This is a genomic window from Silvibacterium acidisoli (assembly GCA_022870745.1).
GTDB lineage: Bacteria > Acidobacteriota > Terriglobia > Terriglobales > Acidobacteriaceae > Silvibacterium.
Window position 1 is genome coordinate 4,907,716 of the sequence record CP085323.1, and the last position, 14,911, is coordinate 4,922,626.

Genomic DNA, 14,911 nt, shown 5'->3' on the forward strand with positions numbered 1-14,911 from the left:
CTCTCAGGAAACAGCAGTGCCCGGCTTCCAGCGAAACTCGACTTCTGTGCGGCGCGTTGCGAACTGGCTGTAAGGCGATACCACCAGCTGCTTAAGGTGCTGGAGACCGTCCGTGTAGGCCAACATCACCATGACTACGTTCGGCTGACTCGATTCGAAGTGGAGGTACGGCTCAGGCAGATAGAACTCCGACTGCGGCCCGATGGTCTGGTAGTAGCCGATGAATCTCCCATTGACGTAAATCAACGCATCGCGATCCGCGTCAATCTTCAACTTCAAGGGAGTAAACCGATCCGGACTGCTCGTCAGGGGAAACTCCGTACGGAACCATGTATACGCGGGTACAAGACCAACCGCTCCCGGCGAGTCGCTCACCTGCCCTTTACGCCATGTTCCTTGAGCCCCTGTCCGCTTCGCTTCCTGAGGCGACGTTGCCGCTAGCGAAAATCTCTGGATCGCGACTGCATCGAGTGTTCTCGATTTACCCTCGTCACCCATGCGGATCGCGGTGATGCCCTTCAATTCTGACATCTCCTTGTTTCCGTTTTCGCTGCCGAATGCCTCGTAGGAAATCTCCAGAACATTCTGTCCCGGCTTCGCCCATTCACCCAGCTCGCATGACACAAGCTTCTTCGGTGTCGAAAGTTCCGCAATATGCGAACCGTTCAGAAACACCTGCTTGCTGTCCTCGGTCTGCGTCTCAAGAAACAGCTTCGCTTCCTTGTGATACTCGAAGATGGCCCGGTATTTCACATAGCCATATGGAAGCTTGCCCAGCTTTTCGAGAGGCGCGGGAGCAGTCTTCAACCAATCGCCCTGCGAGGGGTCGAAAGTCTCGACCCTGTACTCGCCATCCACCAGCAACAGCGGTTGAAACGGCAGATGTGGAGTACTGACGTTTACACTCGCATACTGCAATTTGGAGTCGTAATGGAAGTGCGTTGGATTTCCGTCCACCCGGCACTCTACCGGCTCCGTCGGCATCAGCGTGCACAACTCATGCTCCCCGGCCGCGTAGTCCAGCGTCACGGTCAAGCTGTCGTTTGTAGCCTTGCTCGCCGTCATCAAGGCGCAATCCGTGATCACGGGAATCTGGATGGGCTCTTCCTCTGCAGTCGAAGTCAATTTCGCCGTGTATGTCCGTTCGGCAAGCCGACGCGGCAGAACTACAATCTGCAATTTGTCATTCCACAGGAACATCTGCGAAGAGGTTCCAATCGAAAAGCCCACTACTGCGGTCTTCGTCTCCGCATCGAAATACTCGTAGCTCACCGCCCCCTGCAGATGCGGCTTCTCTTCGGCCGCGAGCGCGATCTCGGCCGGCTCACCCGGTTCGCCGTAGACAATCAGGTAGTTCAGCTTCCCCTGGCTGCCGCTGGCGAGGACCTCGGCGGTCGAGTAGCGAAGCTGACCGCCAGGAATCGCAACCTCGACAGGCAACATCTTCATCCCACGCGCACGAATAGATAGTTTGCCTTCGCGCGGAATTTTGAAGTCCTTCTTCCCTGCCGCTGCGGGATCCGGGAACGTGATCTGAAATTGCTGATCGTCATTCGCATTCTCGCGGATGAACAAAAATCCGCTCTTGCCGTTTTTCCGCAGACTGACGGAGACATCTGTACTCGTCGATGTTGCAAACTCAGTTTCTCCGGAGCGAACAAGCATCGGTCCAAACTGATCGAGGAAACTTCCGATGGCGCGCGCTGCGTAGTACTTATCCCACAGACCTCCCGGCTCGCTCACCGGCGCGGCGTAGTCATAGGTAGTCGTCACCTTGCGCGCCGCCCACTCGAAGTTCGTGCCACCGTGGCCCATGTAGAGATTCGTAAACGCAGTGCCGCGTTCGATGACGCTCTTGGTCAACAGGTTCAACTGCGCGGCATTCACTCCATCCTGATCTTCCGAGAGTTTGCCGCCGTATTGGCTGAACCATCCGCCCTGCAGTTCCGCGATGCCGATCGGCGATGTTGGCTCTTCCTTGCGTAAGGTCGCGATCGCCTGCGTCGTCTCCTTCTGAATATTCCAGTGCGGATAGAAGTCAGCAGTATCCATAATCCGCGCCATCACCGGATTCGAATTCTCGCGCGCCTGGCTGACCCAGTTGGTGATGATCGGAACATCGACTCCCGCCTTCCACACCATGTGCGCAAGGGCAGTCACATAGTTCATCTTCTGCTGCGCGGGTATGTGCCAGTAGTCGTACTCGTTTTCAATCTGCACCATGATCACCGGGCCGTCCACCGTGATCATGTTCTTCTTCACAATCGGAAGCACGCGGTCATACCAGTACTGCGAGCTCTTGATGCTCTCCGGATGGTCGCTGCGCAGCGGGAACTGTTTGGCGATGAGCCAGTGCGGAAAACCTCCCGCATCCCACTCGGCGCAGACATAAGGGCCAATGCGAAGAATCAGCCACATTCCAAGCTCTTTAACGAGCTGGATGAATTCTTCGATCTCCCTCATATCCACCTGGCCTTCAACAGGCTCGTGGTAGTTCCAGAAGACATAGGTCTCAATGGTGTTGAAGCCCGCCAGCTTCAGCTTCAGTATGCGGTCGCGCCAAAGCTCTTTCGGAACACGGCAGTAGTGAAGCGCAGCGCTGTAGACAAAAACATCCTTATCGCGAATCGTGAAGCAATCGGCGTCATATCGAATGATGTGAGGATGTTGGAACAGGGGCTCGGCTGAATCGAGCAATGCGGCTCGCCCGTCCATTCCCGGAAGCGCGAACAATCGCATCGGGCCAGTGCAGGATGAAATCAAAGGAACGGATATCAGTTGTCCCAGAAACGCTCTTCTTGACGGCAAGTTTTTTCCCCCTGTCGACAAACATCCGTTTGCCATCTCATGACGGCAAACGGATGCGTCGACGTAAGAGCCGGTGGACCCGGCCACTTGTTAAAACGACAGTTTCAATGCTGCCTGCATTACACGAGGTGCAACCGGGCCCATAGAAGTAATCTGTCCGAAGTTCGGATCGGTGACCCCGCTATCGGGCAATCCGAAGTTGGGATGATTGAACGCGTTGTACATTTCCCAGCGGAACTGTAGGTTATATCTTTCACGAACCGCAAAGTTCTTCATCGCTGAGATATCCCACGAATCCATACCAGGTCCCTTGAGAAGGTTCTTGCCCGTATTGCCAAAGGTTCCGGGCTGGTTGGGAGCGAAGGCGGCCGAATTGAAATAGTGGTTAAGCCACTGAGCCTTCGATCCCTGGTGCACACCGAAAGACTGGCCGGCAACACTATCGGCACGATCTCCGTACTGCAGCGATCCCGAACTGTCTCCACCGTTTCCGCCCCAGATCGAGAACGGATACCCGGACTGCAGCGTCCCGATTCCGCTGACTTCCCAGGATCCGCCAAGAGTCCTTACCAGCGCGTTCTCTCCGCTCAGCTTCGGAGTTTCGTAAACGACCGACGACACCCAGGCCAAAGGAATATTGGTACCCGCTATGCCGTAGTTGAAACGCTTGTTGGCTGCACCGGGGAACGGATTGCCAAGCCCACCATGCCAGGCCGTGTTACCTGAATCACTCAGGTCAAACGCCTTAGACCAGGTGAAGTGCGAGTCCACGGTGAGGCCGCGATAGTCGTGCACGGTCGCGCCCAACTGCAGGGAGTGGTAGGAGGATGTTCCCTCATCGTTCGTTTGCGTGATGTTTGAGAAGTTTGGATAAATGGTCCGGTTGCTGTCATTCGCGAAGATACCGGGGTTGAGATCCACGATCGCGGACTGATGATATGTCTGGCTACCGACGTATGCCACATGCAGTGCCAGGGCTTGTGTCATTTGCTTTTCAACCGAGGCATTCCACGTCTGCGTAACCGGCAACCGGAGGTTGGGCGAAAAGACTGCCCCGAGGGACATCGGCTTCAGAAAAATCGCCTGCGAGGCCGGCAGATTCGGCTGCGGTACAAGTGTGGCCGCCGTGAAGGGGTTGCCGCCAAACGATTGCCAGGGGTTCTCAAAGGGAATGGGCTGGGTTGCGGTGGCCGAAATATTATAAGAAGGATCAGTAGGAGCGACGCCGGTCGTGTGATTGTAGAAGGCCCAGAACATCGGCGCGTCGAAGAGCCCGAAGCCAGCGCGAAATACAGTCTTGGAGGTTGCAGCGTATGCCACCGAAATGCGCGGTTCAAAGTACGCGTTGCTGGACCGGCGCAACGTGGAATTCAACCCACGATCTCCAGGGAAGATGACCCCAGTCGGAGCATTAGGATAACGCTGACTTTGCTGTCCGGGCGAAAATCCCGCGCCACCGTTCACCGCCGTGGGAGCCCAGTCAGGATCCCAACGAATGCCGGCAGTCAGGGTCAGCTTGTTGGTAGCGCGATACTGATCCTCCGCGTAGAGTCCGAACTGTACTCCAACCATCTGCGTGTACTGCGCCGCTCCCTGGAAATAGCTGCTCGCATACCCCAGCAGAAAATCAGCGTTCGCATAGTTTGTGAACTGGCCGCTGAACTGGACGCTGGGCGGAGCAGGCCAGGTGGTCAGGTTGTTCGAATACTGGTGCGCGAAGTTGCCGCCGAATTTGAGCGTGTGAGCGCCGAAGGTCTTCATGGCATCGTCTGAGATCCACCATGTGGTCCTGGGATTCTCGTTCGGCGTACCACCATGAACATTAAAACCAGCGTTAGCCGCCTGCAGGTAACATCCATCAGGATCCGCGACATTGATGATCTGCGAAAGGCAGAATGGCGTGCCCGACTTGGTCAGCACCTGGTTTCCTTGCCACACATTCAAATAGGTCCACGCGACATTCACCGTGTTGACCATGCTCGGTGTCGGCAGCCACGTGTTGCTGACCTCTTCGTTGAAGAACATTCCTCGTTGGCCAGTGACGCCAGCCAGGATGTTTCCCGGCACCTGTCCGCCCGGATTATCGTACTGGGCGATAAAGCTGCGCAGGAAGAAGCGCATCTTGTCGGACATCGTGTAGTCCAGGCGCAGCAGTCCTTCGTTTTGCGATTCTCGAACCTGAGGGCCGGCGAAGTAAACGAGGCCGCTGGAAGCGACCTGCCCAAGAGGCAGGGTCTCCTGTGCCATCGTCACTGCTGCCGGGCTAAACATGGCGGGATTGATCTGATTCTTCACGCCGTTCACAGTGGCGAACGGCGCGCTCAAAGTAATCGGCAGAGCGCTGAAGTCGCCCCGCAACATGGCAGCGGTGGGGGTGTAGGAACTATTGGTCTCTGTCGCCTCGCTCGCACGTGTTCCCTGGTAGTTGGCGAAGATGAAAAGCTTGTCCTTGATGATAGGGGCGCCGATGGAGCCGCCGAACTGATTCTGCTTGAGTTGGTCGACTGCGCCGCTGAACCAGTTTGCAGCGTTCAGATCGTTGTTGCGGAGGAACTCGAAGACGTTGCCGTGGAGGTTGTTGGTGCCGCTATTGGTCTGAATATTGATGACGGCGGCCGGCGAGTACCCGAATTGCGCGCTGTAGTTATCGGTCACTGCCTGGAAGGCATGCGTCGAGTCGGGATTCGGAAACGGCTGCATCAGCCCATCGTAGGTATCCATGTTCGGGATGCCGTCGAGCATGGCGAACGTGCTTCCCTGCGGCAGGCCGTTGCCCGAGCCGCCTACTTCCGTCAGGAAAGTGTTGCTGGTAGGCAGCGTGCCTACGCCACCCTGATTCAGCACATTCTGCACGCCGGGTGACAAAAAGATCAGGCTGGCCGGATCGCGTCCATTCAACGGCAGCTGGGTGATCTCTTTTTGGTTGATAGTGTTGCTGATCTCCGAATTGCTGGTGTTGATCAGCACCTGTCCTTCGTTCACGGTGACGCTCTGCTCCGCGCCACCCACCTTCAGGCCGATGTTCAGAGAAGCTGCCTCGCCTACCGCCAGCGTCCTCAGCACGGTATAGGGGGCAAATCCCTGCTGGTCCACCACAACCTTGTAATTTCCAGGCGGGAGAGGCGCGAGCGAATACACACCGGAAGATGAACTCACAGCGGTCTGCTTCAACCCGGTGTCGGTGTTCTGCGCCGTAACCGTCACTCCCGGAATGACCGCACCGGTGGAATCAGAAAGGATGCCGCTGATGCTCGCGGTCGCTCCCTGGGCATAAGCCGCTAGAGAAGCCATACAGGCGACGGCCATCAGGATAAAAAGCCGCAGCACGGAGATCGGGCCGCCAGATAGCGACTGTTTCCCTTTACCGGGAAGCTGTCTTAATTGTTGTTGCGATGATGCGATGCTCACCGAAGAACCCCCAAAAGTGGTTAGTGGTTACGTATTTTGCTCAGGCGGTTAAAACCGATCTTTGCGTTATAGCCAGGCACTCGGCGTCCTTTCATCCGGCCTTTCGTACTCTCGTAGAGGCCTTGAAGAAAGCACCTTTCTGGCGCAACCAATGATTGCTTCGGGAAGCAACAGATTCAAGGTTACACAAAATCCTAACGTATCTGTATTTCACTGAAAAACAACACCTTAGCATGATCGAAAGCAAGCTAACGGTAGATACGGGCAGGCGGCGCAGAGCATTTTTTATGCAGGCGAGAAGGGTCGACACCCCCATGCCTTGACAGTCAATTCACGCGGAATATTTAATGGATAGCCGGGACTACAGCGGCATTGAACAGGGCTGCAAACGAAAAACTAATTCGTTCAGCACATTTCGTATTCGAACCAGGTGCGTAGCAGGAAGGGTAGATCATAGTTGAAGCGCGCACTCGTCAGTGATCAAACGGTCGAACGGGATATGGAGGCCGCAGCAGTCATCAGGTCTGAGCAAGACCTCGTCACGCTGCGAAGAACTCTGAAAGAAATCGTCGATGGACCCGCCTTCAGAGGGAGCCATCGCAGCGGCCAGTTCCTCGAATTTGTCGTCGAAACGTGGATCGCCGGTGACTTCGCCCAGCTGAAAGAGCGCTTGATCGGCGTCCAGCTCTTCAAGCGAAAGCCGTCTTACGATACGGGTGAAGATGCGATCGTAAGAGTAACGGCCTCCGACGTCCGCAAACGCCTGCTGCAACACTATGGCTGGTTCGGAACCGACGGTGAATTCCGCATTGAGCTTCCCTCTGGCTCCTACGTTCCGCGGATCCATCGAAAGTCTCCGGTCGATGCCATTGCGGATAGCCCGCTCGAACCACAGCCGTCACAAGAGATTTTGCTTGCGGATGCGGTCATTCCGGCGCCTGAGCCCCGGGTAGTTTTCCCAGCGCCCGTCGAAGTTGCCTCCGTGGTAGTAGCTCCTGAGACTTTATCCGTAGTTGTCGCTCCTGCGAAGAAACGGTCCTTATGGCTGACGGCAGTACTTTTGATCATGGCAGCCGTTTTAGGGTGGTGGATCCATTCCCTGACCCACGCGCCAACTCCCTCGGCTTTTTCAGTGCTTCCGTGGTCAGCTCTTTTCAATGCATCGTCCGCGACCCATGTGGTGACAAGCGACCCCAATATTGACGCAGTTCAGGGGGTCACCCGTACAGATATAACTCTCTCCGATTACGCGAATCATCGATATGTTCCAGACCCGGACAAGCTCACACCGGAAGAGGTTCGCATCAGCAAGCTTCTTCTGTCGGGGGAGAGCTCCGCGGCTGCTCCGGACGCTCCGATGACTGCGAAGATTGCTGAAATAGCACAAACCTTTTCCAGGAAGCTCGAGGTTCAGGCGTCACGGAACTTTCAGCTGTCCTTTTTGAAAAACAACGATAACTTCATTTTTTTGGGCAGTCCACGCTCCAACCCATGGTTCTCCCTTTTTCAGGACAAGCTGAATTTCCGATTTGTCTTTGACCGTCAGGTAGGCTCGGAATTCATTCGTAACCTCCATGCGCGTCCCCACGAGCAGGAAATCTATGCGCCCAGCGCGAACGGAGGCGGGACTGGCTACTCTTTCGCGATCATCGCCTTCATTCAAAATCCCGACCAGAACGGCCAGATCCTTCTACTCGCCGGAACGAATGGCGAAGCAACGACGGCAGCAGGCGATTTCGTGACCGACCTTCCACGCATTTCTCATGCCGTACAGAAATGCGGAATCGTCCCCTCAGGCCCTCCCCGCCATTTCGAGATGTTGCTACGGACACAGACCATGGCAGGAGTTTCGAGAGAGACAGATGTCGTGACCTGCCATATTCTTCCCTGAATATGAGAGAACGTTAGACACCCAGCTCCCCTATACCTCTTACTTCAATCGCGGCGGGCACGATGGCCTACACTCAAAGGACATGCTCAATCGGGGCTATGCCTACAACACAATCATCGGCAGCAAATACGATGGGCAAACCCTGCTTTCACACCTCTCAAGCCTCTACCCCCACTCGAGTCCGCAGGAATGGCAACAGATACTGAACAACGGCGAAGTCACTCTCAACGGCATCACCGCCGATGGAAGTGAAGCTGTCATGTCTGGCCAGAGACTTGTGTGGAACCGGCCACCCTGGATCGAGCCCGAAACACCTCAGTCCTTCGAAGTCCTGCTGGATGATCCTTATCTCTTAGCCGTAAACAAACCCAGCGGGCTGCCCACCCTCCCCGGCGGCGGCTTCATGGAAAACACCCTTCTGCACCTGGTGCAGAGACATACACCAGACGCAAACCCTGTCCACCGGCTGGGCCGAGGCACCTCCGGTATCGTCCTCTTCGCCAGGACTCCGCAGGCAGCTTCAAATTTGACCGCGAACTGGAACACAGCCAAAATTCAAAAGGTCTACCGGGCACTGGCTCAAAACGTCGCGCGGCAGGATATCTACGAAATTCTTACGCCCATCGGTCTCGTACCTCACCCCCGCCTCGGTTCCGTTTGGGCGGCAAGCCCGGGTGGCAAACCGTCGAAGTCATTGGCAAAGGTGGTCGCACGCTCTAAGAGCACCACAACATTTGAGGTAACCCTGTATTCCGGCCGCCCACACCAGATCCGAATCCATCTGGCGTCCATCGGCCATCCACTTGTCGGAGACCCTCTGTATGGCATCGCCGGCCAGCCGCTTGAAGACGACCCCGGTCTCCCTGGCGACGGAGGATATTTCCTGCACGCACAGTTTCTGAACTTTGAGCACCCCATCACCGGAGAACCGATCCGTCTTGAGGCGGCATTGCCGCCTGGATTCTCGTCGCACGAATAGCCCTGCGGCAGGGTCGAAGGTATTCTTGCCATCTGCACCATAGGCACACGTTTCCCATCTCACTGGCTGTCTTTGAAAGACGGAAAAGACGTCACGCGTAGCTTTGCCGCGGCATATGGAACCAACGTGATCGTCTCGTCAGGCTCCCCGCTGGAGACCGGGCTCTCAGGCAAAGTTTCAGCGTTGCCATTCACTGCCATCCAGGATGGAAGGAGTTTCGCGTCCATGTGCAGACTGACGGGCGCCTGCGCGGCAGTGAAGGGGCGATCGGACAGCGGCGATTCAGATACGGAGATGTCCTGCGCTTCTTTGGCGCTATCCACTTTGAGCGCGTAGCTCCAACGCGAGCCCGGATAGACCTGCCAATCCGCCGTCATACCGCGATCGCGCAGCTTGAGCCAGTCCTGGCTGATGTTATAGGAGAAAACCAGCGGGCCTCGCTCCACCGACACTGAATTGTTGAAGCCGGTGAGGATGCGAGGACGCATCGGGAATACGAGCTCGACTATATCTCCGCGCCGCCATTCGCGCTCGATGCGGGCAAAGCGGCCCGGCGTACCGGCTTCATGCCTGCTGCCATTCACTGTGATCACGGTTCCGGCGGCCCATCCGGGGATGCGCAACAACAGCGGGAAACGCAGGGGGCGCGACGGATTGATGGCGAGCCTTACTGTGTCGCGAAATGGATAGTCGGTCTCCTCGACGACGTGTATCTCTGTACCTTGAAGCGAGATGCGTGCCTCGCATGGGCTGTATGCGGCTGCGACCACGCCTCCATCCGCTGACTGCATGAAAAGAGTTGCCGCGAACTTCGGCCATCCCTGGCTGAAGTTCGCAGTGCAGCAGCCAAAATGCGGTTCGAGTCCATAAAGATTGGATTCCGGACCGTTCGTCATCCACGGTTCGCGGTGCAGGCTGCACTCCACCTGGTTAGGTTGCTGGTCGTATTGATGCGCCCACATGTCGTCAGTAAAGGTGCCGGGCAGTGCGTTGAAGGCGAGCTTCTCCAGGCGGTCTCCCAGCGAGGCTTCGCCAAGTATGGCGAGCGCCTGCTCGAGCGAGTACATATACTCAACAACCGAGCACAGCTCCGAACCCTGCGAGGGGCTTCGTCCCGCGAGGTGTTCGTCGCAGGAAAACATGCCGTTTGGCAGGCCGTGATAGCGATCGAGCTCGGCGATCATATCCAGTACCGATTGCCGGTCTGCTTCCGATCCCGTGACGCGCGACCATAACGCGCCGGTCTTTATGGCCTGGCTGTTGTTGACGCCGTGCGTGGCCATGCGAACCTCTTCGAAGCCGGGCGTGACGGAGAGCGCCGCAATGCGGGCCGCGGTCGTGGGTTCGGTGTAGCGGAAGTGCGCGTACTGCGCCTGCCAGTCGTATCCCTGCGCGCGCAGCAGATGCGCGAGTGCAAGCAATGAAGGGTCGGGAGCGCGATCGTAGAGCCACAGAACGGTCAACACCTGCTCCTGCCAACGAAACCTGGAGTAGGCTTTGAGCGGACGCGTAGGCAGCGCGGAAAGTTGGTAGGCGAAGTATCGCTGCATCATTGGCATCACGCGAGCGTCGCCGGTAACCTCCTGATACTGCGCCAGAGCCTTAAGCATCGGCATGCGTGGCCACCAGTCATCGTTCGACGCCGGACCGAAGGCGCCGGAGGCATGCTGGCTGCGCAGTGCCCATTCCATAAACTTCTGGGCTTTTGCCTTGAGGCGATCGTCATCGAGCAGGTATGCGAGCGGAACCAGGCCGTCGACAAAATATGGCCCGCGTTCGCCGGATTCGCCCGTGCCTCCCAGCCATCCGCTGTTTGAGCCCACATCGGGCCAGGTTTCGTCCAGATGTCCGCTGAGGCCATCGGCCTGAATACGAAGCTGATCCTTGAGCCAGCCGCGCGGCCGAATGCTGCCGAGAGGAAGCAGTGTGAACGTTGCCGGGAATACGGCAACAGAACCGGGCGCGGGAAACGATGCAAAGGCAGAAGGCGCTGCAGAGGAGGCGGCAGCCGCGCCCAGGCTTTTCAGAAAGCGGCGACGGTTAATATGTGCAGGAAATTGAGAAGACAAAGGGACTCCAGGAACTTGATATGCAAATGTCAGGGCGAATACAGGCAGGCGTGGTGCATGGCGGAACCGGCATACACCGGTCCCGCGCTGCATCCATCGTGAGTTAGAAATTCACCTTCGCGCCCAGCAGCATGTTGCGCGCCGCGTAAGTGCTGGTGGACTGGCCAAAGGTCGTATCCTGCAGCTTGACATCGACCGGCATCAGGTTCACGCGATTGAAGAGGTTGAAGGTGTCGAGACGGAACTCGACATTCACGCGCTCGGTGATCGCCGTGGTCTTCTTCAGGGTCAGGTCGGTGTCGGCGTAGCCCGGATTCAGAAAGCGGTTTGGCGTCTGGTTGCCCTCGTTGCCGAATTGGGGCAGGGTGAAGTTGCCGCAGGGCAATGCCCCGCCCGCACATACGGGAAAGATTCCATGACCAACCACATAGTCGCTCCTGCTGTGCTTTTGCGCATAGCTGGTGACGTTGGGGTAGTCAGTGTTATTACCGTCCGCGTTGTAGTCGCCGCTGGTCGGGACATACTGCAGATGACCGCCAGCCAGTTCGGAGGCATAATTCGCTGACGTGATCGCCACTCCATCGGTGCCGGTTGCGCTCACCGCGAGCGGGTTCGTGTTCTGGACTGTGAACGGTGTGCCGGACTGCAGACTGGTGACCCCGCTTAGAGTCCATCCGCCCGCGACGCGGCGCAGCACGCGATTCGAGAGCGTTTCGCCGGGAAGATCATACGCCCACCCAAGAGAAAACGCATTCGGCACGTTGTACTGCGAGGGCGAGTAGTACTGGTTGTAGGGCGGGGCCGCCGTGGGATAGCTTCCCCAGTCGTCCATCGCCTTGGAGTGTGTATAGGAAGCGGTGATAAATCCGCGTCGTGCGAAGCGTCCCTTGATCGCCGCGATCAACGCGTTGTAATTGCCCGTCGGCCCGTTCGTTGCGTAGGAGATGGCGGCAAAGCTGGTGTTGAGGCGATCCTGAACTCCTGTGCCGCTGTACTTGCCGGATGCCGCGAAGCTGGGATGCTGCAGCAGATCTCCTGCGTACGCGTTCACATCATTGCCGTAGGTATGCGCGGCGAGATTGCCGCCGTTTGTGATGAGGTTGCCGGAATGCGAACCCTGGTAGCCAATGCTCGCGACCAGGCTGCGGGTGAGCGAGTGCTCCAGGGTCAGCGTGTAATTCAGCACGTGCGGCATGCTCAGGTTGGGATCGATGCCGATAGTGGTAAAGCCGCCACCCACGCGGCCCCCCTTGGCGTCCAAAGGCTCGCCTGTGAAGTTGGGATAGGTGAAGCCGAAGGGATAAGTATTCGAGGTACCGAAGGAATAGATCGGCGCAGGCGTCGAACCGTCATTCTTGAAGGTCGGACGCACTGGTCCCGGCGGGTTGGCGATCAGTCCATTCTCCTGGTTGCCCAGCGTGAACTCATCGCGATACACGCCAAAACCACCGCGCACCACCCACTCCCCTTTGCCGAAGAGGTCATAGGCGAAGCCTGCACGTGGGCTGAATATCCAGTTCAGGTCGTGCGCGAAGGTATGACTCTGCTGCGTGAATACGCCGTTGGCGATACTCTCGGCGAAGGTGGAAGCGGCAGCGGGATGGAAGTTGGCCAGCACCGTCTGCCCCAGCGCGGGATAAGCGTTGCCGAAGTTGTCATAGCGGATTCCGTAATTAATGGTGAGTCTGCGCGTCAGCTTCCAGTTATCCTCGGCAAACGCACCGCCCGAGCCCTTCGCGAATCCGTAGTTATCCGCAACCGGTTGCCCGGTCACCGGATTGAAGGCGATATTCGTTTCCGTGTAAGGATTGTCATTAATCAGGTTGATGATGTTGGTGTAGGTGAAGATCGGCTGGCTGTACCTTCCCGCAAAGTAAGCGAGATCGTCGCCGTGCCACCCTTCGTAGCCAATCTTGTATTCATGATTGCCGCGGATGTAGGTGGCCACGTCCCGCCAGTGGTAGCCATGCTGGATGTAATCTTCGTACGGATTCGCATCGCCCCAGCCGACACCCAGCCCAGTCACGTTCGTCACCGGAACGTAGAACAAACCTTTATTCGGCGTGTAGCCTTCGATCCGGTTGTAGCCGAAGAAGGCTTCATTCAGCAGCTGCGTCGAGAAGGTATGAGTCTCGTTTCCCTGCAGCGAGAAGGTGTAGAGGTTGCTCGACGTGGTGAACTGCGGACGAGGGCTCGGCGCCTGGTTGACGATCGTGTTCCGGAAGAAGATGCCGTAGATGCGGTCCCTGTCGAATACCTTATCGACACGTCCGCTGTATTGATACGAGGTGTTCGGCGCTGAAGCGTTGAAGATGCCCTGGTCATAGACCGGCATCGAGCATGGGATGTTGTCGGTGCTCGGCGTTCCGCAGCCCGTATTCGCCGCCGTATTCTGCGCGCCGAAAACCTGCTGCGCCGTCTTCGAGGATTGAAAAACCACACTCTTCACCGGATACTTGCTGAAAAGCGAGGTCTCGAGCGTATTCGGCATTACCTGCTGCGCGAAGGCTGCAAACGCAGGATCTTCATACGTCAGGCTGCCGCTATTGGGCGCGAGAGCACCGACCGCGGTCAGCGCCGCATTTGGAGTCGAGGAGAAGTACGGCTGCAGGGTCGCGAAGAAGAAAAACCGCCTGTTCGGAATGATCGGTCCACCGACGCCAAAAGAGAGAGCCGTCGTATGGAACGGAGAAACCCGCTGCCCTGCCGGGACCCCATACTCTCCGCGCGCGCTCAGATCCTGGTCTGCGTAGTAACCGCTGGCAAAGCCGTGATACTCGGTCGTGCCCGGCCGCGAGGACATTACCGTTTCAATCGAACTCGACTTGCCATAGTCCACGTTGTAGACGTTGGTCTGTACGGTTACTTCTGACAGGGCATCGACGTTCGGAGTCAGGTTGGTCACGCCCTCACCGATGTCGCTGTCCACATCGAGGCCATCGACGATGAAGGTGTTCGCATTGCCTCCCTTGCCACCCGAGCTGTAATGGTTCGTCGTCTCCGGATTGAAGGTCGTGGTCGCCGCCTGGATACCGGTGACGCCCGGGGCCAGCCCGACCAGAGACATGGGATTCCGGGTCGCCAACGGCAGATTCTGGAGCGAAGACTGATTGAGCGTCAGCGATTCGCGACTGTCCGCTGTATCGAGCAGGGGCGCTTGTGCCGTGACCACAAGGTTGGTCGTGCTGCTGCCCACGCTGAGCGTCAACGACACGTCCCGGACTTCGCCGGAGGTAAGTGTGAACTGCGCCTGGGTACGCTGAAAGCCATTGGCCGATGCGGAGATTTCATAGTCTCCCGGCCCAAGATTGGGGAAGCGGTAAACGCCCGAAGCATCGCTGGTGCCGCTTTGCTGCACCTTCGTCGCAATATTCAGCAAGATCATCTGAACGTTCGGGATATTGGCTCCCGCTGCATCCCGGACGCTTCCCTGCACGCCGGCGGTAAATTGCGCAAACGCGGTAGAACCCGCCGCGAAGATGCACAGGATGAGAAGAGCAAGACCCCGGCTAAGAACGAGGAACTTCAGGCTATTTCGATTTCGTACAGGATTTGCCACCACTGGCTCCTTAAAAATTCCGGATGATGCAGAAGTAGCAGGGAGCCGGACGACACTCACAGACAATTCACTGGTGCTTGACCGCATCAGCTGCGAATCACTTTGTTATGAGCCATTTACCTGGGCTTCATGTGTCATGATGCAGGCTGCTCCGAGCATCCAGATTGACATGCGGTTCATGAGTGCATGGTTAAATG

At 57.3% G+C, this 14,911-nt stretch carries 6 protein-coding genes; 2 read left to right on the forward strand and 4 right to left on the reverse strand.

Annotated features, from left to right (window positions below):
* Nucleotides 1–3: 3 nt before the first annotated feature.
* The gene (locus LJD29_RS20180; RefSeq protein ID WP_446743376.1) at nucleotides 4–2,715 is read right to left on the reverse strand and encodes a beta-galactosidase; all 2,712 of its coding nucleotides are present in this window, start codon (nucleotides 2,713–2,715) and stop codon (nucleotides 4–6) included.
* Nucleotides 2,716–2,898: 183 nt separating this feature from the next.
* The gene (locus tag LJD29_RS20185; protein ID WP_446743377.1) at nucleotides 2,899–6,135 is read right to left on the reverse strand and encodes a TonB-dependent receptor; all 3,237 of its coding nucleotides are present in this window, start codon (nucleotides 6,133–6,135) and stop codon (nucleotides 2,899–2,901) included.
* Between the two features lie 538 nt (nucleotides 6,136–6,673).
* Between LJD29_RS20185 and LJD29_RS20190 the strand changes: the two genes are divergently transcribed.
* Both LJD29_RS20190 and LJD29_RS20195 read left to right on the forward strand, forming a co-directional pair.
* Nucleotides 6,674–8,107: a hypothetical protein gene (locus LJD29_RS20190; protein WP_446743378.1), complete on the forward strand. Its 1,434-nt coding sequence runs from the start codon at nucleotides 6,674–6,676 to the stop codon at nucleotides 8,105–8,107.
* 82 nt (nucleotides 8,108–8,189) lie between these two features.
* Nucleotides 8,190–9,086: an RluA family pseudouridine synthase gene (locus LJD29_RS20195; protein ID WP_446743379.1), complete on the forward strand. Its 897-nt coding sequence runs from the start codon at nucleotides 8,190–8,192 to the stop codon at nucleotides 9,084–9,086.
* 59 nt (nucleotides 9,087–9,145) lie between these two features.
* Here the strand turns inward: LJD29_RS20195 and LJD29_RS20200 are convergent, their stop codons facing one another.
* Together LJD29_RS20200 and LJD29_RS20205 are read right to left on the reverse strand one after the other, a co-directional pair.
* Nucleotides 9,146–11,155, reverse strand: coding sequence for a beta-L-arabinofuranosidase domain-containing protein (locus tag LJD29_RS20200; protein WP_446743380.1), 2,010 nt, complete (start codon nucleotides 11,153–11,155; stop codon nucleotides 9,146–9,148).
* A 103-nt stretch (nucleotides 11,156–11,258) separates the two neighbouring features.
* Entirely contained in the window at nucleotides 11,259–14,714 is a 3,456-nt protein-coding gene (locus LJD29_RS20205; protein ID WP_446743381.1) for a TonB-dependent receptor, read from the reverse strand.
* Nucleotides 14,715–14,911 lie beyond the last annotated feature (197 nt).

Coding starts and splice junctions, on each gene's coding strand:
- LJD29_RS20180 (WP_446743376.1), bottom strand. CDS start 2,715: ATGGACGGGCGAGCCGCATTGCTCGATTCAGCCGAGCCCCTGTTCCAA.
- LJD29_RS20195 (WP_446743379.1), top strand. CDS start 8,190: ATGCTCAATCGGGGCTATGCCTACAACACAATCATCGGCAGCAAATAC.